Below are 22,213 nucleotides of genomic sequence, written 5' to 3' on the forward strand. Positions count from 1 at the left end.
ATTGCTGGCATCGGTCGTCACAATCCCGGCCGACACACCGTTACAGGTGACACCCGGGCAGACCTCCCCGAATAAGAACAGCAACTTTCCCCGGATCGCCGCCGCATATACTCTGCGTCTTTCTTGGTGAGAACGGGCTTCGATGCAGTCAGCCACCTTGCCCAAGACGCCTAGCCTCAAATGCGGTTCTTGTACATCGGTACCCGGTTTTGCCTCCGGCTTCCTTCGGACCCCACCTCGCGATGACGCCCTTGCCGTTCGGCTAGCGAGTTAGTCTCACCTCTTCTCGTCGGGACTTTCACCCTTTAGCTGCTGCCCATGTCGGGCGTACTGACTCCTCCCCCACCTCAGGGGCGCTGCAAAGTCTCTTGATCTTGTGAGTGCGCCGGTCAGGCGATGCCCAAGAGGTCGAGTGGGCGGGTGAACGGTTCGTAGGAAGCGTGGCGGAGACCGGCGGCGATGTTGCTGTGCCCGGCGTCGCGGAGCGTGTTGATCGCCAAGTTCCGCAGGCTCGCCATGTTGTCGGGCCCGTGGCCGGTCCGAACCTTCGAGGCGTCCTCGCGGAAGGTGGTGTCGCGGACGAAGTGCAGCCGGTTCTCGATGGTCCACTGCGACCTGGCGAGTTGGCCCAGGCGTTGGGGCGAGGCTTGATGCGAGGTCAGGTCGGTGATCGCGTAGACGGTCTGGCGGGTGCACGCGCCGGTCTTGAGGTCGGTGCGGTGGCGCAGGATCCGCACGGCCTGGACGGCGTGGGGGAAGTCGAGTCCGAGGTCGGTGACCGTGAGGACCCTGGTGACGCGGGTCTCCTTGCGTCCGTGGCCCCTCTCGCGGTCGTAGCGGCGTGCGGTGACGTCCTTCCACGGCAGTGACCGCACCTGTCGGTGCAGACCGGGCTGGTTGGCCTTGACCACCAGCAGGTAGTGCGCGTTCTTCTCCTCGACCAGGAAGCGCGCGTGGGCGCGCTGGGTGTGCAGAGCATCGGCCGTGACGGTGACCCCGGTCAGGTCGTAGGGCTCCAGCAGGGCGGCGAAGCAGGTGATCTCGTTGGTCTTGTCGGGCACCCGCAGCTGGGTGACGGTCCGCCCCTGGTCGGTCATCGCGGCCAGGAGATGGGCGGCCGGGCTCTGGTCGTGACGCGACCCGCGGGCGGCCTTGCCGTCCACGGCCACCGACTGTGCGCCTGCGGGATCGGCGCCGGTCAGGTCGGCCAGGCCGCCCGGGCAGACACGGCCGAGGACCCGTCGGATCGTGGCAGCGCTCGGCGGAACGCGCACGCCCAGCGCGCCTACGGTCCGGGCGCCCAACCGGGCCAGCGTGTGCTGCGGGGCGCTGGTGGACCACTGCCCGATCGCCGCGTACGACCGGGCGCCTGCCACCACCGCCGAGGCAGCGACCAGCAGCACCGCCACGAACGGGTGACGCACACCGCGCCGGCGCCGGGGATCAGGCAGCAACCGCAACCGCTCCACCAGCGGAAGCACTGCGACACCCGCCAGGGTGGGCGGCTTGACCAGACAGACGGTGGCAGACTGACGACACATCGAAACTCCGGCGAAGCAGGGCGACTTGGGAAGGTCACCCCGTTCAACCGGAGTTTCGTTGCTTCCGTGACGGGTCACCCTCGACACCCTGCAGCACCATGACCTGCAGACTCACCTGATCATCGGGACTTTGAAACGCCCCTGTCCCCCACCTGAAGGACTCCGTTGGGGAATCCGCAAACTGGCTGTCGTGATCATGGTTAGGCGGCGAGTTCGAGGCGGGCCAGGTGTGAGGTTCTGGTCTGGCCGAGCGGGGTGCCGGTGAGCCAGGCGTCGAGTCGGATGATGTTGATCGCGGTGGCGGCGAACACGTTGCCGAGGTGCGTCTTGGGTAGACCGGTGTAGCGCGTGCGGCGGATGCCGGTGCGGCGGACGGTTTGGGAGATGGTGCCTTCGACACCTGCGCGGACGTCGTAGCGCTTCTTCCACTCCTCGGTCTGCTGTTCCCGGCGGCGCTGGGCCAGGACTTCTTGCTGCTCGCGGGGCAGGAGGGTCAGGCTGCGTCCCCACTTGCCGTTGGTGGCCGTGGTGCACCTGGCCCGCAGCGGACAGGCCGCGCAGTCGGTGACGGCGAAATGGATGCGGGCCAGCGGGGTACCACTGGCCTTGCGCTGGTCGGACCAGCTGACGCTGGTCGCGCCCCGGGGACAGGTGACCTGTCGGCGATCCCAGTCGATGGTGAAGGCGCTCTGGGCGAAGTGCTCTTCGCCTGACCGGTCATGGCAGGTGTCGAGTCCGACCGGGCCCAGCAGGTCGACGCCGTGGTCGTCGCGGGCGGTGACGATGTGGGCGGCGGTGACGTAGCCGGCATCCACCGCGTGCTCGTCCGGCGTCAACTCCCTTGTCGCCAGGCCCTGGTGGATGGAATCGGTCAGCTCGGTGTCTGTGACCGTGGCGTCGGTGGTGGCCACGTGGGTGATCAGGTGCGGGGCGTCGGGCTCACAGGTCTCGCTCAGGTGGGTCTTGTAGCCGCACCAGCCGGAGCCGCGCTTGGTCCCGTAGCGGGCATCGAGGTCGTAGGGCGAGGACAGGCGTTCTCTGCTCGGCGGGAGGTCCCTGCCCTCCCGCCAGCGCACCCCCTTCCCGTCGCGGTGGTACTGCTCGCCCCAGGCACGGCGCAGGACCTGGACGGCGGGGACCTCGCGCAGCCACGTCGGCGCCCCCGGCGCGTCGACGGTGTCCAGCACCGTGAACCCGTCCTGGCCGACCTGCTCGGCCCACTCCCGGCGCACGTTGTCGCCCTTGGGGAAGCGGTAGGAGTCGATCCGCGCGCCATAACGCTTGACCCAGCCGGCCGTGGCCAGCGTGGACAGCCACGCGGGGGCCGCTGCTGCCAGGGCCTCCAGGGCCGCGCGCAGGGTCTCGCCGACGAACTCCATCCGGTTCAGTGTCCGCACGGCGGCCAGGACATGGGTGGAGTCGGTGCGCTGACGGCCACCCGCGCGCAGCAGTCCGAGTGCGGAGATCCGCTCAAGGACCAGGTCCAGGACCTTCTCCTCCAGCCCGTGCTCGATCAGCCGGGCACGGAAGTCGCCCAGGACGGAGAAGTCGAACCCCGGGTCGTCCAGCTCCAGGCCCAGGAGGAACTTCCAGTCCATCCGGGCCCTCACCTGGTCGGCGGCCTGCCGGTCGGTGAGCCCCTCCGCATACTGCAGCACCGACACCAACGCCAACGCCCCGGGCGAGACCGCCGGCCGCCCCCGCTTCGGGAACGCCTCGGCGAAGGACTCGTCCTCGAACAGCGGACCGAGCGCCTCCCGGACCCGGACCGCCAGCACCCCCTTCGGGAACGACGCCCGCACCACCCGCGCCGTCAGCTCCGGCACCCCGCGATCAACCCGCGGCTCCAACGACATCCAGTCCCCGCCCTCGATCGATGAACAGGACGATCATGGCAGTCCAGGCAGCTCGTCATCACCGGTTTGCGGATTCCCCAACGGAGTCCTGAAGGTGGGGGCTTCTCGCTAGGCCGGTTGGGCTTCGCGACGGACCAGCCCGGCCCGTAGAACGTTCAGGGCGCCCACCGTGTCCGCGTGTGCCTGGTGGCCGCACGACACGCAGCGGAACTTCTGTTGTGTGGGCCGGTTCTCCTTGGCGGTGTGCCCGCATACGGGGCACCGCCGGGAGGTGTTGCGGGGGTCCACGGCCATCACTTCCCGTCCGGCGCATTCTGCCTTGGCGGTGAGGATCGTCAGGAACACCCCCCATCCGGCATCAGCGATCGAACGGTTCAGCCCGGCCTTGGCGACGGCCCCGTTGGGCAGGAAGCTGCCCGGCGTGGCGGGGTCCGGCTTCGGAGCCGGGACCTTGCTCATGTTGCGGATCCTGAGGTCTTCGTGCGCGATGAAATCGTGGTCACGCACCAGGTTCAGCGCGGTCTTGTGCGCGTGGTCCAGGCGCTGACGGCGGACCTTGCGGTGCAGCCGCGCCACAACCTCCACGGCCTTGCGTCGGCGCTTCGAGCCGCGCTTGCACCGGGCGAGGGCCTGCTGCGCGGCTTCGAGTTTCGCGGCGGCCTTCGCCCCGTGCCGGGGGTTGGGTACGAACTCGCCGTGGGAGTCGGCGAGGAAGTTCGCTATGCCCAGGTCGATGCCGACCATGCTGCCGGTCGCCGGTAGGGGCGCGGGCTGTTCCTGGTCGGCGGTGAGGATGACGTACCAGCGCCGACCTTCGCGCTTGACGCTGATCGTCTTGACCTTCCCGGCCACCGGCCGGTGCTGGTGCACCTTGACGTGCCCGACGCCCTGGAGGCGGACGCGGGTGACGGGGTCGTGCGGGGTGGCATCCCAGCGGCAGCCGTCGCCGTCCTTCGGGAAGTCCACGGTGTCGAACCGCTTGCCCGAACGAAAGCGCGGATACCCCGGTGCCTCTGCGGCCTTGACCCGACGGAAGAACGCGGTGAACGCCTTGTCCAGCCGTCGCAACGTCGCCTGCTGAGAAGAGAACGACCAACGTCCCTGACGTTCCGGGTCGAAGGCCCGGATGTCCTTGAGCTGGGCGGACTGCTGCCCGTACCGGACCGTCGTCTTCGAGCTGTGCCGGTAGGCATCGCGGCGTTCTTGCAACGCGCCGTTGTAGAGCGAGCAGTGATCCCGCAGCATCTCGGCGAGCGCGCCCTGCTGGCCCACGGTGGGCCGCATCAGGAACTTGTACGCACGGATCATCCGGCCCACCCCCTTCCTGGCCCGCTTCGGAGATCATACTACGCTTGGCGTGTGTCACCACGATGGGAACCAAACCCCGATATTCGTACCGGTCGCCACGTCGTCTCCCACCTCCATGCCCACTTGGTGTTCGTCACCAGGTACCGGCGCGGCGTGTTCGATGACGACATGTTGAAGCGGTGCGAGGAGATCATGCGCGAGGTCTGCGGCACGTTCGAGGCGGAGCTGCGGGAGTTCAACGGCGAAGCCGACCATGTGCACCTGCTGGTGCACTACCCGCCGAAGGTCGCCCTGTCGAAGCTGATCAACAGCCTCAAGGGCGTCAGCTCCAGGTACCTGCGAGCGGAGTACACCGGGCGAATCAACCGGATCGGCATGGGATCGGTGTTCTGGTCCCGCTCCTACTTCGCGGGATCCTGCGGCGGCGCACCGCTGACCATGATCCGCCAGTACATCGAAGAGCAGAAGCGGCCTGCCTGACCATCCCCCAGGCACAGCGAACTCCGGCGCTTCGCGCCTCCGGACCAAGGATGCGTTTCCCTCCCCGACTGAAGCCGGGGATACCCACGCAAGATCAGGGATGGCGGAGCACGGCTTCGGGTGGATTCCCCTGATGTGCTGTGCCGCCGGACTCGCTGTGGGAGCGGCATTCCTCCGCCGCCAGCACGGGGCCGCGAACCCGGTGATCGACATGATGCTGTTCCGCACGCGCCGGTTCAACGTGCCCCTGCTCATCGACGCGCTGGCGACGTTCGGACTGGTCGGCTTCAGCCTGTTCAACTGGCAGTTCATGCAACTCGTCCTGGGCATGGGTCCGTTGGAGTCGGCCGTGTGGTCCTTGCCCACCTTCCTCGTGATGCCCCTGGGTATCGCGCTGGCCACCGCGCTCGCCCCCCGCATCGGTAAACACAACGTGATCGCCGCCGGGCTGCTCGTGGCGACTGTCGGCTACGTCATGCTGGCCCTGCTCCAAGCCGATTCGGGAGTCGTCCACCTCGTCAGCGGCATGACCGTCGTCGCGATCGGCATCGGCGCCGTCTCCGCAGTCGTCACCGAGGTGATCCTGTCCGCCGCACCACCGGAGCGGGCCGGGGCGGCCTCAGCCATGGCCGAGACCTCTGCCGAGTTCGGCGGGGCGCTGGGCATCGCGCTCCTGGGCAGCATCGGCACCGCCGTCTACCGTTCGGAACTGGCGGTCAGTGCTCCTGACGACCTGACGTCCAAGGAGTTGGAGGCGGCCAGGAGCACACTCGGCGGCGCCGTCGAGACCGCCGCCGCCCTCCCGAGGGGCACCGCCGAATCCCTGCGGAACGCGGCCTTCGACGCCTTCGCCCGGGAGGCCAGGATCGCCTCGGTGGTCAGTGCCGTCCTGATGACGGGCGCGGCGGTTCTCATCGCCACCCTGCTCCGCACCGCACGCACACGCCCCGGACCCGAGGCCCCCAATCCGCAGCGGAGCACCATGACGGGGACCGGGCGGGGGACCTGCACTCCCGGGCAACCTCGTCCTGAGCACGGAGGGTGAGCCGTACGCGGGTGGAGACAGGGCTGGTGGTGGAGGTGCCGGCCAGGACGGGCCGCTCAGCCCGACCGGCGGTGTCAGTGGCTGCGGAGGGTTATTGTCTGGGATCCCAGACACTTGCCGGTTCGGGTGGGTGGCTGTGGGGCGGGGGCCTGGCAGAGCCTTGAACCATGACCGGCCGACCCGAAAAGCATTCGGCGGAACCGCGTGGGTCGCGGTTCCGCCGAGTGGTCGTGGTTGCGGGGCTAGTACTGATGGACCGGTTCCCTGTCGGGCTCGGTCCCCTTCGGGGCTTCGAGGGTTTCGGCCTCCGGTGGGCGGTGGCGCATACAGAGGTGGTACGCGCCCGTCATCAGCGCCAGCCAGACCACTCCGACGACGAGGGCGATCCTCGTGCTGTCCGAGAACGCGAGGAGCGCCACCACGCCGGCCATGAACACGATCGCGGCGATCTGCCCGTAGGGCCAGAAGGGTGCCGGGTACTTCAGCGTGGCGACCTCCTGCGGGGTCATCCTGCGGCGGGCGCTGACCTGGGAGAACAGGATCATGAGCCAGACCCAGACGGTGGCGAAGGTCGCGATGGAGGCGATGACGAGGAAGACCCGTTCGGGCATGAGGTAGTTGAGGAGTACGCCGCAGAGGAGTGCGCCGATCATGATGACGACGGTCAGCCACGGCACCCCGTTGCGCGAGAGCCTGCGCATGGCGGCCGGTGCCTGTCCCCGCTCGGCCATGCCGTACATGATGCGTCCGGCGGCGAAGATGTCGCTGTTGATCGCGGACAGTGCGGCGACGATGACGACGACGTTCAGTACGGCGGCCGCGGAGCTGACGCCGAGTCCGGCGAAGATCTCGACGAAGGGGCTGCCGCCCGAGCCGATGTGCTGCCAGGGGTCGAGCGACATGATCACGGCGAGGGTGAGCACGTAGAAGAGCACGATGCGGATGGGGATGGAGTTGACGGCGCTCGGGATCGTCTTCTCGGGGTCCTGCGCCTCGCCGGCGGTGACGCCGATGATCTCGGTGCCGCCGAACGCGAACATCACCACGGCCAGCGACATGACGATGCCCTGGATCCCGTGGGGGAAGAAGCCTCCGTTGCTCCACAGGTTCGAGACGCCCGCGCCGCCGTGGCTGCCGAAGCCGAAGACGATGATCGCGAGTCCGGCGAGGATCATCGCGATGATGGCGACGACCTTGGCGAGCGAGAGCCAGAACTCCAGCTCGCCGAAGACCTTGACGCTGAAGAGGTTCATGGCGCCGATGACGCCCACGGCCGCCAGGAGCCAGATCCAGCGGGGCACGTCGGGGAACCAGAAGCCCATGTAGACGCCGAGTGCCGTGATGTCAGCCAGGCAGACGAAGACCATCTCCAGCGCGTAGGTCCAGCCGGTCAGGAAGCCGGGCAGCGGACCGAGGTACCTGGTCGCGTACTCGCCGAAGGATCCGGCGCACGGCCGGCTCACCGCCATCTCGCCGAGCGAGCGCAGGACGAGGAAGACGGCGGCTCCGCCGATGAGATAGGCGAGCAGTACGGCCGGCCCGGCCGCCTTGATGGATTCCGAGGAACCGTAGAAGAGGCCGGTCCCGATGGCGGAGCCGAGGGCGATGAAGCGTATGTGCCGGGACTTGAGCCCGCGCTGCAGGGACGTCTTGTCAGTGGTCAACATGTCGGTGGTCAACGAATGCCCTCCTTGGGAACGGCGCGTTCCGGGCGAGATGGCGGGGCCGGATCGATGACCGGTGACGGCCTTCGGCACACCCGCACGACGAGGGAACTTGTATATTCCTGTATATACAGGAGCGTCAAGAGGTGGACCAATGGGTGAACGAGAGACGGCGTCGAGCGCCTCACCGGCCGTCGGACGGGCGCTGGACATCCTGCTGCACCTCGCCGGCCGGTCGGGCCCGGTCCAGGCCGCGGCCCTCGCCCGCGAACTGGGCATCCCGCGGTCGTCCGCGTACCACATCCTCTCCGTCCTGGTGGACCGCGGTTTCGTCACCTACCTGCCCAAGGAGCAGGCGTACGGGCTCGGGGTCGCGTCCTTCGAGATCGGCTCGGCCTACCTCCGGCACGAGCCCCTCGAACGGCTCGCGCGCCCCATCCTGCGCAGCGCGTCCAACCGCCTCGGCCAGACCGTCCACCTGGGCATCGTCCACGGCGCGGAGACGGTCTACCTGCTCAAGGAGCGTCCCCGGTCGCGCCCGTCAGGCGACGCCGACATCGCCCTCGTCACGGACATCGGGGTCCGGCTGCCCGCGCATCTGACGGCCAACGGGCGTGCCGTCCTCGCCCATTCCGCTCCGGCGCAGCTACGGGCCCTGTTCCCGCGCCGCGGCGACCTCATCACCCGTACCGGCAAGGGACCGCGCTCGCTGCCGGAACTGCTGTCCCTGCTGGCACAGGACCGTGAACGCGGCTGGTCGGAGGAGGTCGAGCTGGTCTCGGAAGGTTTCCGGTCGATGGGGATCGCGGCCTTCGACCACAACGAGCGGCCCGTCGCCGCACTCAGCAGCACCTGGCACCGGCACTACAGCCGGCACGAGCCCGACCAGGTGCGCGGCGTTCTCGAACAGTCCGCGGCGCGGCTGACCGCCGCGATGTCCGGCCGGCGACCGGCGGCGCAGCTGAGCCGCACCGCCGGACCGGGCGCCCCCTGACGGTCACCGACAGGTCGGTGCACATGCAGGCAGGCGCACCGACAGCTCAGTGCGCGGCGAACGTTCCCTCGAGGCGGTACCGGGAGCCCGGGTGCAGCAGACGCGCGACGCTGACGACGGCGTCGCGCGACCAGGTGCGTCGCTGGATCAGCAGGCACGGCTCGGCCGGTGACACGCCGAGGATCTCGCACTCCTCCGCGGAGGGAAGTACCGCCTCGACGATGTGCTCGCCCTTGCCCAGCGGCGCGACCTCCGACAGGAACGTGAACGGTGTGCGTTGCGTGAAGTCCTGGTCGAGATAGCCGGGGGCGAAGTCCGGATGGACGTAACGGTCCTCCAACTGGACCGCCGCCCCGTCCTCGAAGTGCACGACGCGCGAACGGAAGGCGCTGCGCCGCCCGTCGAGGCCGAGCTGTGCGCTGATCTCGGGATCGGGGAGTTCCTCGCGCAGTGACAGCACCCTGGCCTCGTAGCGATGGCCACGGCCCCGGATCTCGTCGGCGATGTTGTGCACCTCGACCAGGGCGGAGCTGCCCTTGCGCCGTGCGACGAAGGTGCCCACTCCCATGACGCGCCGCAGCAGGCCGTCCGCGCTCAGCTCGCGCAGAGCGCGGTTGACCGTCATCCGGGACAGGCCGAGCGACTCGACGAGCTGGTTCTCCGACGGCAGTGCCTCGCCCTCGCGCCAGTGGCCGCTGACGATCTGCCGGGACACGAGGTCCTTGATCCGCTGGTAGGCGGGCGCGGAACCGGGTGTCTGCTCCGCGTAGAGCCTGGCGAGCTCCGAAGCCCCCACGACCAAGCCGTCCACCGTCCTCGTCCCCGTCGGTCGCCGCGCCGCCTGAGGTGCGGTCACGGTCACCCGAATTCTAGGCGAGACGCCTTTCAGGATGCTGGTCACGGCGGCCCCCGCCGTACGGGCCGGGCGCATCCCGTTCTCGGATCCGAGAACTTCGGGGCCCGCCGCTGGTTCCCGCCCGACCGGTCGCCTGTCATGGGGCACGCAGCAACTCCGTTACCCACCAGGAGAAGACCATGATCGGCGTTTCCCCCGCGGCCCGCCACATCCGCGCCCCGCGTGGCACCGAACTGAACTGCCTCGGCTGGCAGCAGGAGGGCGCCCTGCGCATGCTCATGAACAACCTCGACCCCGAGGTCGCCGAGCACCCCGAGAACCTGATCGTCTACGGCGGCACCGGCAAGGCCGCCCGCGACTGGGCCGCGTACGACGCGATCGTGCGCACGCTCAAAACGCTCAAGGACGACGAGACGCTCCTGGTGCAGTCCGGAAAGCCGGTCGGCGTCATGCGCACCAGCGAGTGGGCGCCGCGGGTGCTGCTCGCCAACTCCAACCTGGTCGGCGACTGGGCCAACTGGGAGGAGTTCCGCTCCCTCGAGGCGCGCGGACTGACCATGTACGGCCAGATGACCGCCGGCTCCTGGATCTACATCGGCAGCCAGGGCATCCTCCAGGGCACGTACGAGACCTTCGGAGCGGTCGCGCGCAAGAAGTTCGACGGCACGCTGGCGGGCACCATCACGCTGACCGCCGGACTCGGCGGCATGGGCGGCGCCCAGCCGCTCGCCGTCACCATGAACGACGGCGTCGCGCTCTGCGTCGACGTCGACCCCACCCGCATCGAGCGCCGTATCGCGCACCACTATCTCGACGTCGCGGCCGACGACCTCGACCACGCCCTGAGTCTCGCCATCGAGGCCAAGGAAGCGCGCCGCCCGCTGTCCATCGGCCTCGCGGGCAACGCCGCCGAGGTGTTCCCCCAGCTCCTGGAGATGGGCGCGCCGATCGACATCGTCACCGACCAGACCTCGGCGCACGACCCGCTGGCCTACCTCCCCGTCGGCGTGAGCGTCGAGGAGTGGCACGAGCAGGCCCGCAAGGACCCGGCGGACTTCACCCGCCGCTCCCGCGAGTCGATGGCCCGGCACGTGGAGGCCATGGTCGGGTTCCTCGACGCCGGAGCCGAGGTCTTCGACTACGGCAACTCGATCCGCGACGAGGCCCGCAGGGCCGGCTACCAGCGCGCTTTCGACTTCCCCGGCTTCGTACCCGCCCACATCCGGCCCCTGTTCGAAGAGGGCCTCGGCCCGTTCCGGTGGGCGGCGCTGTCCGGCGACCCCAAGGACATCGAGGCCACCGACCGGGCGATCATGGAGCTCTTCCCCGAGAACGAGCACCTCCACCGCTGGATCAAGATGGCCGGTGAGCGCGTCTCCTTCGAGGGCCTGCCCGCCCGCATCTGCTGGCTCGGCTACGGCGAACGCCACCGTGCGGGCCTGCGGTTCAACGAGATGGTCGCCTCCGGCGAACTGTCCGCGCCGCTCGCCATCGGCCGCGACCACCTGGACTCCGGCTCCGTCGCCTCCCCGTACCGCGAGACCGAGGCCATGCTCGACGGCTCCGACGCCATCGCCGACTGGCCGCTGCTCAACGCCCTGGTGAACACGTCGTCCGGCGCTTCGTGGGTCTCGATCCACCACGGCGGCGGAGTCGGCATGGGCCGCTCCATCCACGCGGGCCAGGTGTGCATCGCCGACGGCACCGAACTCGCCGCGCAGAAGCTGTCCCGCGTCCTGACCAACGACCCCGGCATGGGCGTCATCCGCCACGTCGACGCGGGTTACGAGTACGCCGGCACCGTGGCACGCGACCGCGGGGTACGCATCCCCATGACCGAGGGCGACAGCAAGTGAGCGCGGCGGGCACGATCGAACCCACGGACATGGCTGTCGACTGCGCTGTGGACGCGCCCGTCGACCTCACCGTGGACGTGGCTCCCGAGGCGTGGCATGGCCGGGACGACGGTCCCGGGAACGAACACCTGCGCTGGCACCACGCGATCAGCACCGACCCCGGGCAACCGGGGCCGTGGGACGCGGCGTTCGTCGGCTTCCGCAGCGACGAGGGGGTGCGCCGCAACAAGGGCCGCCAGGGCGCGGCGGGCGGCCCGCGCGAACTGCGTGCCGCCCTGGCGTCCATGGCACTGCCCGCACCCATGACCGTGCTGGACGCCGGAGACGTCGAAGTCCTCGACGGGGACCTGGAGTCGGGGCACTGGCGCCTGGGGCAGGCGGTCGGCGCGCTCGTCGACCGCGGCATTCCGGTGGTGGTGCTGGGCGGCGGTCACGAGGTGGCGTACGGGACCTATCTCGGGCTCGTCGGCACGCGCGCGGTGCGGGCGGGAGGGCGGCTCGGGGTGCTCAACCTCGACGCCCACTTCGACCTCCGGGACGACGTGCGGGCGAGCTCCGGCACCCCGTTCCTCCAGATGGCGCGGAGCGAGGAGCAGCGGGGCCACTGGCTCAACTACCGTGTGATCGGCATCAGTCAGCCGAGCAACACCGAGCATCTCTTCCGCACGGCCGACCGGCTCAAAGTGCGCTATCTGACCGACACCGAGTGCGGGCTCCTCGATCTGCCCGCGGTCGACGCGTTCGTGGACGAGTTCGTCGACGGCAGCGATGTCCTCCACCTCAGCATCGACCTGGACGTCCTGTCGGCCGCCGCCGCTCCCGGGGTCAGCGCCCCGGCCGCCCACGGCGTGCAGATGGAGGTCGTCGAGCGCGTCTGCGCCCGGGTGGCGGCGAGCGGGAAGCCGATCGTGGTCGATGTCGCCGAACTCAACCCGGACCTCGATGTCGACCACCGGACGGCGCGCGCGGGTGCGCGGTTGATTCACCGCGTTCTGACGACGCGTCGGGCGATGGCCGGCGTGGTCGACGCCACCGCGTCCGACTGACGGCGCGCCTGACAGACGGGCCGCCCCTATACCGGTCGCCAGGCCGTGAGAGCACGGACAGCCGCGGTCTGGCGACCATTGATTTTCCGGGGAGAGACGGGCTGCCGGGATTCATTCTCAGCGCCACGGACAGAGGGGCTCCGCAGCCGCGCTGAAATTCCGGGCGCGCGCCCGGGATCATCTGTCGTCCGCTCTCTGCCACGATCACCGACATATCGATAGCGGGCCCTGGGAGCGGCGGCGAACGCGGCACCGACCACGGAGGCCGCCGCTGTCGTCGGCGCCGTCGCCCTCTCCCTCCAGGAGTGGCGGGCGCGGCGCGGCGACCGTATCCGGCGGCAGCGCAGTACCGAGGAGGCACTGCCAGGCCGATGCGTCGTGCTCGGCCCGCCCGGCGACGTCCGGGACGCGGTGGTACAGGCGGCGGCCCGTCCGGCGGCTGCTCGACGTCGACCGACGTGAGCGTTGACTCTCACAAATTATGAGAGGAGACTCTCACGTCATGGACTCCAGTAATCGCCTGGGCGATATCGAGATCACCGACCCGCAAGCGATGCGGGCGCTGGCTCATCCGGTTCGGCTGGCCATCCTTGACCATCTCCAGCGGCACGGGCCGGCGACCGCGACGCAACTCGCGCCCGACGTGGGAGCGACCCCGACGGTGACCAGCTGGCATCTGCGCCACCTGGCAGGCTTCGGACTGGTCCGCGACAGCGAGCCCGGACCGGACCGCCGCCAGCGGCGGTGGGAGGCGGTGGCGCGCGGTTTCCGGTTCGAGGCGCCACAGGACCCGGCGGACGAGGAGGGTCGGTCAGCCGCGCGGGTGCTGTCGCGGCAGATGTTCCTGCACTGTGCAGACCTTCCGAGCCGGTGGGCTGCCGAGATCGAGCCCGAACTCGATCCGGCGTGGCGCAGACTGGCCGGGCTGGCCAACACCCGCGTCGTGGTCTCCGCCGAAGAACTCGCCGCCATCGAGGACGGGATCGAGCGCATTCTCGCGCCGTACGTCACTCGTGACCCGGCCGAGCGGCCTGCCGACGGCCGCGGCGTCCGGCTGATGCGCTACGTCCTGCCGGAAGGTGCCGACAAGCAGACCGGGCAGACGCCATGAACAACCCGGACCGCACCGCTGCGATATCGCTGTGGCGGGATCAACGGTTCCGCCGCTTCTGGGCCGGCCAGTCGGTCTCACAGTTCGGCGACCGGATCACCGAACTGGCCCTGCCCCTGATCGCCATCAGCGCCCTGAACGCTTCGGCCAACCAGGTGGCGTGGCTGACCGCACTCATCTGGACCCCGAACCTGCTCGCAATCTTCCTGGGGGCCTGGGTCGATCACCAAGCCCACAAACGCCGTCTGATGATCCTCGCCGACCTGATACGCGCCGCAGTACTGCTCAGCGTCCCGGCGGCCTACCTGTCAGGGATGGTGACGCTGGGACAATTGTATGCCGTGGCATTACTGATGGGCGCCGCCGGGGTGCTGTTCAACACCGCCTATCCCCCGTTCTTCGTACGCCTCGTGCCGCGCGCGTCCTACGTCGACGCCAACAGCAAACTCAGTGCCAGCCGGTCCGCATCGTATGTCGCCGGCCCGGCCATCGGCGGCGTTCTGGTCCAGGCGCTGACCGCACCCGTCACCATCGCCGTGGACGCCCTGACCTTCCTGGCGTCAGCGTTTCTGGTCGGCCGGGTCTCGGTCCACGAGTTGCCGACCGCATCCGGCAGCACAGCGGCACCCTCGCTGTTGCAACGTGCCCGAGAGGGACTGTCGTTCGTCGTCCGTCACCCAGTACTGCGGGCCACTCTCAGCTGCGCGGCGACCGTCAACTTCTTCACCTTTGTCGCGGGCAGTGGGCTGATCGTGCTGTTCGCCAACCGGAGCCTCGGACTGTCGGCAGGAGTGATCGGCATCGCGTTCGGGATCGGCGCGACCGGTTCCCTCCTTGGCGCGGCGTTCGCCCCGAAAATCTCGCGACGGTTCGGCGTGGGGCGCAGCATCGTCGTGGGCGCGGTGCTGTTTCCGGCGCCGATCGCCATCGCCGCCGCCGCAGACGGCCCGCTCTGGCTCCGTGCCGGAGCCTTGGCCGCGGCCGAGTTCCTGTCCGGCTTCGGCGTCATGCTGTTCGACGTCAACCTCAACTCCCTCCAGGCCGCTGTGATCCCCGATGGCATGCGCAGCCGCGTGGCCGGCGCGTACAGCACGATCAACTACGGCATCCGCCCCGTCGGAGCCATCGTCGGCGGGCTACTCGCTACCGTCATCGGCCTGAGGGCGACCCTCCTCATCGCCGCTGTCGGCGGAGCCCTGTCACTGCTCTGGCTACTGCCCTCACCGATACCCCACATTCGCTCCCTGGCCCCGAACAACACCGCGGATACAACGGGCGGCACGGACGACGACAATCGATCAGTACCTTGTTGACCCACCGGTAACGGTCCGACCCGGATCAGCGAAGGTGCGGGGATCACCGAGAAGGGTGGCGACGACCAGCGCCGCCGGAGCGGTGGCCGGGAAGACACGCTCCTGGTTCAGTAGCAGCCGGTACAGACCGCCCACCGCCCGCACCCGGCGGGCCTGGTCGTCGTCGAGCACACCGAGAAGGAAGTCCGGCGTGTCGGGCACGTTGTGCAGGCCCGTGCAGAAAATGGATGGCCGCGTCACTTGACGATGTCCAGCACCGCCATCATGCCCGCGTCCTCGTGGTTGAGAATATGGCAGTGCAGGACGGTCTTGCCGGTGTAGTCCTTGAAGCGGATCCGGATGACGAACTGGCCCTTGGCGGGAACGCTCGCAACGTCCTGCAAGCCGTGGCCCCGGTGCGGACGTCCGTTGATGCTCATCAGCTGGAAATGGTTGGTGTGCACATGGAAGGAGTGTTCTTCGTTGCTGTCGTTGCGCACGGTCCACTCCTCGACCGTGTTCAGCTTGGCCCGCATGTCCACTCGGTTCGGATCGAACTGCTTGCCATTGATGTAGAACTTGGTGCCGGCCTTGTTCTCGGAGAACACGACGGTGCGCCGCGCGGCGATCGGAGCATCGCTCAAATTCACGGTCGGCGCGAAGGACGAGGTGGGCAGCGTCGCCGGCTGCGCAGCAGGCCCTTCGGAGACCAGGGTGGCCAAGGTCGCCTCCGGGAAGGAATTGCCGCCCGGCCCGGTCTTGTAGGCGAGCGTCTGCAGTTGGGTGCGGCCGCCCGGACCGCCTTGGACGAGCACGTCGAAGCGGGCCCCGGCCGCCAGGAGCAGCGAGTCGGCTGTCCAGATGCGGTCAACGGGGGTGCCGTCATGGGCGATCACATGGAACTTCTGTCCTTTCAGATGGACCTTGTAGTAGATGTTGGCGCTGATGTTGGCCAGCCGCCACAACTGGGTCTCACCTGGCCGGATACGAACGGTCGGGTTCAGCTGGCCGTTGACGGTGCGATGGGTGGGCGCGCCGATGTGGAGATTCTCGGTCCTGATCGCGCCTCCCTGGACCTGGAAGTCCTTGAGCGCGATGACGTGCTCGGTGATGTGGCGCAGGTTCGCCGGAAGGTACTGCTGCAGGCTGTCGACGATGAGGATGCCCGACATGCCCCCGGCGACCTGCGCTGCGGAGGTGTGGTGCGGGTGCGGGTGGTACCAATAGGTACCGGCTCGCAGGGTGTTGGGGAACTGAAAGGAGTAGTGGAACGTCTGCCCTGGATCGATGTGGATGAAGATGTTGTCGGCGTTGCCGCTCGGTGACACGTGGAGTCCGTGGACATGCAGGTTGGTGACCTCGTTCAGCGTATTCTTCAGGTCCAGCTCCAGCTTGTCCCCCGGCCGGATCCGCAGCGTGGGCGGCATGTAACCACCGTTGTAGGTGAGAGCCCAGAACTTGTGGCCACCCAGGTCCACCCGCCTTCTCTCCACAGCGATCTCCGCCCGCAGCAGCCCGTTGTGGCTGACCATCTGGGCCGGTTCCTTGAGCGGAGAACCTTCCGCGAACGAGGGCGCCGGCGACGACGACCGGGACGGGTCGCCGGCGCAGCCGCTCATCAGGGCGCCGATGGACAGGATCAGGAGCATGGCAACGCGCGGCAGCACGAAACGGGATCGCATGACGCCTCCATTGACGGACATCCGCATCACGCGTAGCTGACCACCGGCAAGCACCCGAGCGAAGCCGTGCGCGCGCCGACTGGACCGTTCGAGCGACGAGCTACACCCCGATGCCACCCCTGGCTCACGCACTTTCTCACCGTCTCCGATGTGCCGCGCTCCCGGGCGTTCCACTCCGACGTGCTGGGCGGAACGGTGGTGCTGTGGGCCAGGCGACGGGTCTGCTCAGGGGCGAGCCGGCGCGCACCGACAGCCGTCCCCCCAGGCCCGCCAAGCGGTCGATGATGTGGCGGTCCTCCGGTACAGCGCGTGCCATAGTGCCGGGTCCGTCGTCCCGTACGGTCGCCGCAGCTCGTTGTCCGCGGCTTGCCAGCTGATGTGCACGCGGCTGACCGGGTCTGGTCCCGGGTCCGGTTCGTCCGGCAGGGCAGATACCCCGGATCGCGCCGTCGCCCGCGCGGTTTGGGCGATGTCGGCGGGCAGCAGCCGGTCGGTGCCTTCCTCGGTGCCGGGCGTTCCACAGGGGCTTCCGTCGTCTCCGCCGGAGGACGGCATCCTGAACGATCAGTTCGGCAGTGATCCGCTCCACTGTCGGGGCTCGACGGGCGCGGGGCAGGCGATGCCGCTCGAAGACTTCATCGCCCAGGCCATCGAGGGTCAGGGCGGTGCCGGTGGTGGGGGACGGCTTCAGTTGTGCAGGGGGACGACGGTGGCGCCCGTGCGTAGGCTTCGTTTTCGAGGGTGAGTTGCCTCGGGCCGCCTACGGCGCGGCGGGCCGCACCTGCTCGGCGCTCTCCTGCGGGTCCACCATGCGCATGACCTCGCCGGGCCCGCGCGAGGTGTGTTCCTCGGATCGGGTAGGCGGGCCGGTTTGCCCGGCCCGCCCCCACACCACCGGACATGCGGGCCCGCATCCGGCGGTTCGTCCAGCTGATCTCAGGCGAGCTTCAGGCGGGACCACGAGCCCTTGAACGACTTGTAGCCCTGCGCATCCCAATAGGCTTTATTCATAGCGATTTCCAGTGGTTTCAGGTGGGAGGCCCGCCAGTATCGCTTGCGTTGCACTGCAACGCCTTGCTCCTGGTCTCCAAATTCGTAACCGAGCTTCTGGAGCATGGAGTTCTTGCGCTGACTGGTCTTCCACTGCACCCACTGGGCCTGCCGTAGCCTGCGGCGGGTCCAGTGATCAATCTCCTCGAAAACCCGAAGGCTGTCGGAGAGACTGAAGTAGGCCACCCAGCCGACCGAGAAACGGTTGAGTTTGTCCATCCTGTGGGCCATCGATACGCCCCACGTCCGGGAGGTGACTCGCCGAACGGTGGACTTTAGCCGTCTCACGGCCTTCCGGTCCACCCGGATCTTCACCTGCCCTTTGGCGAGGTAGTACCCGAATCCCAGGAGTGACGTCCACCAGATGGGGCACGCCTTCGACTTCTCACGATTCACCCTCAGTTTCAAGGTCTTCTCAATGAAGGCCGTGACCGAGGCGAGGGTCCGCTGCGCCGCTCGCTCGGACCGGACGAAAATCATCACATCGTCCGCGTACCTCACGAACCGGTGTCCGCGTTTGAAGAGTTCGCGGTCAAGGTCGTCCAGCATGATGTTCGACAGCAACGGGGACAAGGGGAACCCTGCGGGGTCCCTTCCTCGTTCCTCACCATCACGCCGTCGCTCATAATCCCGGCTTCCAGGTACCGCCGAATCAACTTCAGGACCTTTCTGTCCCTCACCCGGCGAGCCACCCGCGCCATAAGCGCATCGTGATTCATTCGGTCGAAGAACTTGTCGAGGTCCAGGTCCACGGCCCAACGGTTTCTGTCCTGGACGGCCCGGCGACCAACCCTTACGGCTTGGTGGGCCGAACGCCCTGGTCGGAACCCGAACGACGCCCCAGAGAAGTGGGGATCGAAGACGGGCACGAGGGCCTGCGCAATTGCCTGCTGGATCAAGCGATCCAGCACCCGTGGGACACCTAGCATCCGCTCCCCACCATTCGGCTTAGGGATGGTCACCCGACGGACAGGAGCGGGCTTATATGTCCCCGCATCGAGCTCAGCCCATACCTTGGGCCAGTTCTGGGCGATCCATGGCCGGAGTTCATCCGTCGTCATCCCATCAACGCCGGGGGCACCCCGGTTTGCTTCGACGCGCCTGAGCGCCGCGAGAAGGTTCTCCTTCGAGAACACCGTCTCCCAGAGGGAGACCTCGCGGTGATTGTTGTCCGCGTGTAGCGCCGAGCTGGTCACTGCGCCCCTTGGGCTGGGCGGTCGTATGCACCGACCCCGTCACCCCAGGGTCTGCCGGGGCAGATTTACGGCGGTCATCGTGACCTGCGCGAGCAGACACCCTTCTTCCAATCCGCTAAACGTTCGGCCCTTCCCGAGTCCTTGTCGGCCTACTGCCTTCCCGTCTCGGTACTATGACCTCTGCTGACTTCTGTCCGGCAAACCAGTGCCATTGCTGGCATCGGTCGTCACAATCCCGGCCGACACACCGTTACAGGTGACACCCGGGCAGACCTCCCCGAATAAGAACAGCAACTTTCCCCGGATCGCCGCCGCATATACTCTGCGTCTTTCTTGGTGAGAACGGGCTTCGATGCAGTCAGCCACCTTGCCCAAGACGCCTAGCCTCAAATGCGGTTCTTGTACATCGGTACCCGGTTTTGCCTCCGGCTTCCTTCGGACCCCACCTCGCGATGACGCCCTTGCCGTTCGGCTAGCGAGTTAGTCTCACCTCTTCTCGTCGGGACTTTCACCCTTTAGCTGCTGCCCATGTCGGGCGTACTGACTCCTCCCCCACCTGAAGGTGGGGGCTTCTCGCTATGCCGGTTGGGCTTCGCGACGGACCAGCCCGGCCCGTAGAACGTTCAGGGCGCCCACCGTGTCCGCGTGTGCCTGGTGGCCGCACGAGACGCAGCGGAACTTCTGTTGTGTGGGCCGGTTCTCCTTGGCGGTGTGCCCGCATACGGGGCACCGCCGGGAGGTGTTGCGGGGGGCCACGGCCATCACTTCCCGTCCGGCGCATTCTGCCTTGGCGGTGAGGATCGTCAGGAACACCCCCCATCCGGCATCAGCGATCGAACGGTTCAGCCCGGCCTTGGCGACGGCCCCGTTGGGCAGGAAGCTGCCCGGCGTGGCGGGGTCCGGCTTCGGAGCCGGGACCTTGCTCATGTTGCGGATCCTGAGGTCTTCGTGCGCGATGAAATCGTGGTCACGCACCAGGTTCAGCGCGGTCTTGTGCGCGTGGTCCAGGCGCTGACGGCGGACCTTGCGGTGCAGCCGCGCCACAACCTCCACGGCCTTGCGTCGGCGCTTCGAGCCGCGCTTGCACCGGGCGAGGGCCTGCTGCGCGGCTTCGAGTTTCGCGGCGGCCTTCGCCCCGTGCCGGGGGTTGGGTACGAACTCGCCGTGGGAGTCGGCGAGGAAGTTCGCTATGCCCAGGTCGATGCCGACCATGCTGCCGGTCGCCGGTAGGGGCTCGGGCTGTTCCTGGTCGGCGGTGAGGATGACGTACCAGCGCCGACCTTCGCGCTTGACGCTGATCGTCTTGACCTTCCCGGCCACCGGCCGGTGCTGGTGCACCTTGACGTGCCCGACGCCCTGGAGGCGGACGCGGGTGACGGGGTCGTGCGGGGTGGCATCCCAGCGGCAGCCGTCGCCGTCCTTCGGGAAGTCCACGGTGTCGAACCGCTTGGCCGAACGAAAGCGCGGATACCCCGGTGCCTCTGCGGCCTTGACCCGACGGAAGAAACCGGTGAACGCCTTGTCCAGCCGTCGCAACGTCGCCTGCTGAGAAGAGAACGACCAACGGCCCTGGCGTTCCGGGTCGAAGTCCCGGATGTCCTTGAGCTGGGCGGACTGCTGCCCGTACCGGACCGTCGTCTTCGAGCTGTGCCGGTAGGCATCGCGGCGTTCTTGCAACGCGCCGTTGTAGAGCGAGCAGTGATCCCGCAGCATCTCGGCGAGCGCGCCCTGCTGGCCCACGGTGGGCCGCATCAGGAACTTGTACGCACGGATCATCCGGCCCACCCCCTTCCTGGCCCGCTTCGGAGATCATACTACGCTTGGCGTGTGTCACCACGATGGGAACCAAACCCCGATATTCGTACCGGTCGCCACGTCGTCTCCCACCTCCATGCCCACTTGGTGTTCGTCACCAGGTACCGGCGCGGCGTGTTCGATGACGACATGTTGAAGCGGTGCGAGGAGATCATGCGCGAGGTCTGCGGCACGTTCGAGGCGGAGCTGCGGGAGTTCAACGGCGAAGCCGACCATGTGCACCTGCTGGTGCACTACCCGCCGAAGGTCGCCCTGTCGAAGCTGATCAACAGCCTCAAGGGCGTCAGCTCCAGGTACCTGCGAGCGGAGTACACCGGGCGAATCAACCGGATCGGCATGGGATCGGTGTTCTGGTCCCGCTCCTACTTCGCGGGATCCTGCGGCGGCGCACCGCTGACCATGATCCGCCAGTACATCGAAGAGCAGAAGCGGCCTGCCTGACCATCCCCCAGGCACAGCGAACTCCGGCGCCTCGCGCCTCCGGACCAAGGATGCGTTTCCCTCCCCGACTGAAGCCGGGGATACCCACGCAAGATCAGGGATGGCGCTGACGTACCCCAGTGGCATCCGCAGTGCTCTGGTCGGCAGCGGTATGTCGAACCTGGCGTCGTGGGTGAGCACACAAACCACAGTCCTGGCGTCGGTCGGTGTCGCGGCGAGGTACCGGTGCGGCCAGTCCACCACTACGTCGTGGGCCGCGGGAAACCACCCCGGTGTGGCGAAGACCGGGCGGGCGTCGCACACGGTCACCCGGTAGCCGAGGAGGGCGCCCACGCGCGTGAGCGCGGCGGCGAAGTCGACGGCGGCGAAGGCAAGCAGCCCGGGCGCCGTCGTTTGCGACTCGACCAGCAGCGTTACGGTCTCGTCGCCGCACAGATGGTGGACGAGGCCCGTAACGCCCGCGCCCAGCAGGGCGCCCGCCTTGTGTGCGGCCCAGCGGTCGAGGCCTCCGCCGTCCAGAGTGCCCGGTGCTTCCCTGCCCTGCCGTACCAGCATGGCCCGTCCGAGCAGGTGGGAGGGGCCGGAGACCACCTGGGTGAGGGCGACGGACTCGCAGGCGACCGTCGCTGCCAGGGCCGCCGCGATCTCCGGCTGCTCGTCGGGTACGACGCGCTGCATAAACACGTCGAGGCGCCGCCGCAGGTGAGCCCGACGGCGAAGGCGTCATCCTCGGTGTACTTGAAGTGTTCCAGGGAGGGGCCGCGCCCAGCCGGCGCCTCCTGGCACAGCTCGTACACCGCGCCCTCGACGCAGCCGCCAGAGACGCTGCCGACCGCTTTGCCAACGGCGTCGACGGCCATGGCCGTGCCAGCCGGACGCGGCGCGCTGCCGCTGGTCGACACCACAGCGGCGACCGCGGAGGGTTCGGCTCGCACGCTTCATCCGGGCAGCGCCTCGGCTGCGATGTCCAGCACCTTTTT

18 protein-coding genes and 2 pseudogenes are annotated in these 22,213 nt (G+C 68.3%); 8 read left to right on the top strand and 12 right to left on the bottom strand.

Going from position 1 to position 22,213, the window contains the following annotated elements:
- Positions 1-389: 389 nt before the first annotated feature.
- From OG395_RS02335 to OG395_RS02345, 3 genes are all read right to left on the bottom strand, one after another.
- Positions 390-1,541: an ISAs1 family transposase gene (locus tag OG395_RS02335; RefSeq protein WP_327241110.1), complete on the bottom strand. Its 1,152-nt coding sequence runs from the start codon at positions 1,539-1,541 to the stop codon at positions 390-392.
- Between the two features lie 200 nt (positions 1,542-1,741).
- On the bottom strand, positions 1,742-3,397 hold the full coding sequence (locus OG395_RS02340) for an IS1182 family transposase (protein ID WP_327241364.1): 1,656 nt from the start codon (positions 3,395-3,397) through the stop codon (positions 1,742-1,744).
- A 108-nt stretch (positions 3,398-3,505) separates the two neighbouring features.
- Positions 3,506-4,705 carry an RNA-guided endonuclease InsQ/TnpB family protein gene (locus OG395_RS02345; protein WP_327241365.1) on the bottom strand — a complete coding sequence of 400 codons (1,200 nt, stop codon included), beginning with the start codon at positions 4,703-4,705 and terminating at the stop codon, positions 3,506-3,508.
- Positions 4,706-4,756: 51 nt separating this feature from the next.
- Here OG395_RS02345 and tnpA (OG395_RS02350) point away from each other — a divergent pair, with 51 nt between their 5' ends.
- Both tnpA (OG395_RS02350) and OG395_RS02355 read left to right on the top strand, forming a co-directional pair.
- The gene (gene tnpA / locus OG395_RS02350) at positions 4,757-5,185 is read left to right on the top strand and encodes an IS200/IS605 family transposase (protein ID WP_327241366.1); all 429 of its coding nucleotides are present in this window, start codon (positions 4,757-4,759) and stop codon (positions 5,183-5,185) included.
- 100 nt (positions 5,186-5,285) lie between these two features.
- Positions 5,286-6,230, top strand: a complete 945-nt coding sequence (locus tag OG395_RS02355) for an MFS transporter (RefSeq protein ID WP_327241367.1) — start codon at positions 5,286-5,288, stop codon at positions 6,228-6,230.
- Positions 6,231-6,472: 242 nt separating this feature from the next.
- Here OG395_RS02355 and OG395_RS02360 read toward each other — a convergent pair whose 3' ends face one another.
- On the bottom strand, positions 6,473-7,909 hold the full coding sequence (locus tag OG395_RS02360) for an amino acid permease (RefSeq protein ID WP_327241368.1): 1,437 nt from the start codon (positions 7,907-7,909) through the stop codon (positions 6,473-6,475).
- Positions 7,910-8,048: 139 nt separating this feature from the next.
- Between OG395_RS02360 and OG395_RS02365 the strand changes: the two genes are divergently transcribed.
- A complete protein-coding gene (locus tag OG395_RS02365) occupies positions 8,049-8,888 on the top strand; it encodes an IclR family transcriptional regulator (protein ID WP_327241369.1) in 840 nt (279 codons plus the stop codon).
- 46 nt (positions 8,889-8,934) lie between these two features.
- On the opposite strand, the gene hutC is transcribed toward OG395_RS02365, so the two are convergent.
- On the bottom strand, positions 8,935-9,684 hold the full coding sequence (gene hutC, locus OG395_RS02370; protein WP_327241370.1) for a histidine utilization repressor: 750 nt from the start codon (positions 9,682-9,684) through the stop codon (positions 8,935-8,937).
- Between the two features lie 239 nt (positions 9,685-9,923).
- Here hutC and hutU point away from each other — a divergent pair, with 239 nt between their 5' ends.
- The 4 genes from hutU to OG395_RS02390 all read left to right on the top strand — a co-directional run bounded on the left by hutU (position 9,924) and on the right by OG395_RS02390 (position 15,070).
- Positions 9,924-11,600, top strand: coding sequence for a urocanate hydratase (hutU, locus tag OG395_RS02375; protein ID WP_327241371.1), 1,677 nt, complete (start codon positions 9,924-9,926; stop codon positions 11,598-11,600).
- 29 nt (positions 11,601-11,629) lie between these two features.
- Positions 11,630-12,646, top strand: a complete 1,017-nt coding sequence (gene hutG / locus OG395_RS02380) for a formimidoylglutamase (protein ID WP_327241372.1) — start codon at positions 11,630-11,632, stop codon at positions 12,644-12,646.
- A gap of 502 nt (positions 12,647-13,148) precedes the next feature.
- On the top strand, positions 13,149-13,757 hold the full coding sequence (locus tag OG395_RS02385) for an ArsR/SmtB family transcription factor (RefSeq protein WP_327241373.1): 609 nt from the start codon (positions 13,149-13,151) through the stop codon (positions 13,755-13,757).
- Positions 13,754-15,070 (top strand): MFS transporter, encoded by a 1,317-nt coding sequence (locus OG395_RS02390; protein ID WP_327241374.1) that lies wholly within the window; start codon positions 13,754-13,756, stop codon positions 15,068-15,070. The genes OG395_RS02385 and OG395_RS02390 overlap by 4 nt, the downstream gene beginning before the upstream one ends.
- Here the strand turns inward: OG395_RS02390 and OG395_RS02395 are convergent.
- The 5 genes and pseudogenes from OG395_RS02395 to OG395_RS02415 form a co-directional block, all read right to left on the bottom strand.
- Positions 15,056-15,310 (bottom strand): hypothetical protein, encoded by a 255-nt coding sequence (locus OG395_RS02395; protein ID WP_327241375.1) that lies wholly within the window; start codon positions 15,308-15,310, stop codon positions 15,056-15,058. The two genes, OG395_RS02390 and OG395_RS02395, sit on opposite strands and share 15 nt — an antisense overlap.
- Positions 15,307-16,731, bottom strand: coding sequence for a multicopper oxidase family protein (locus OG395_RS02400; RefSeq protein WP_327241376.1), 1,425 nt, complete (start codon positions 16,729-16,731; stop codon positions 15,307-15,309). Before OG395_RS02400 ends, OG395_RS02395 begins: the two co-directional genes overlap by 4 nt.
- Before the next feature lie 936 nt (positions 16,732-17,667).
- Entirely contained in the window at positions 17,668-18,177 is a 510-nt protein-coding gene (locus OG395_RS02405) for a group II intron maturase-specific domain-containing protein (protein WP_442818723.1), read from the bottom strand.
- 33 nt (positions 18,178-18,210) lie between these two features.
- Positions 18,211-18,842 (bottom strand): annotated as a pseudogene (locus tag OG395_RS02410) (reverse transcriptase domain-containing protein); the annotation flags it as partial.
- A 711-nt stretch (positions 18,843-19,553) separates the two neighbouring features.
- Complete coding sequence (locus OG395_RS02415; protein ID WP_327241378.1) at positions 19,554-20,753, bottom strand: RNA-guided endonuclease InsQ/TnpB family protein; 1,200 nt, start codon at positions 20,751-20,753, stop codon at positions 19,554-19,556.
- A 51-nt stretch (positions 20,754-20,804) separates the two neighbouring features.
- On the opposite strand from OG395_RS02415, the gene tnpA (OG395_RS02420) reads away from it, so the two are divergent.
- Positions 20,805-21,233, top strand: a complete 429-nt coding sequence (tnpA, locus tag OG395_RS02420; protein WP_327241366.1) for an IS200/IS605 family transposase — start codon at positions 20,805-20,807, stop codon at positions 21,231-21,233.
- A 159-nt stretch (positions 21,234-21,392) separates the two neighbouring features.
- Here the strand turns inward: tnpA (OG395_RS02420) and OG395_RS02425 are convergent.
- Positions 21,393-21,566 (bottom strand): annotated as a pseudogene (locus tag OG395_RS02425) (XshC-Cox1 family protein); the annotation flags it as partial.
- Positions 21,567-21,646: 80 nt separating this feature from the next.
- Positions 21,647-22,168, bottom strand: coding sequence for an XdhC family protein (locus tag OG395_RS02430; protein ID WP_327241379.1), 522 nt, complete (start codon positions 22,166-22,168; stop codon positions 21,647-21,649).
- Positions 22,169-22,213: the final 45 nt, after the last annotated feature.

Origin of the sequence: Streptomyces sp. NBC_01320 (assembly GCF_035974375.1) — a bacterium.
GTDB classification, from domain to species: Bacteria; Actinomycetota; Actinomycetes; order Streptomycetales; family Streptomycetaceae; genus Streptomyces; species Streptomyces yanii.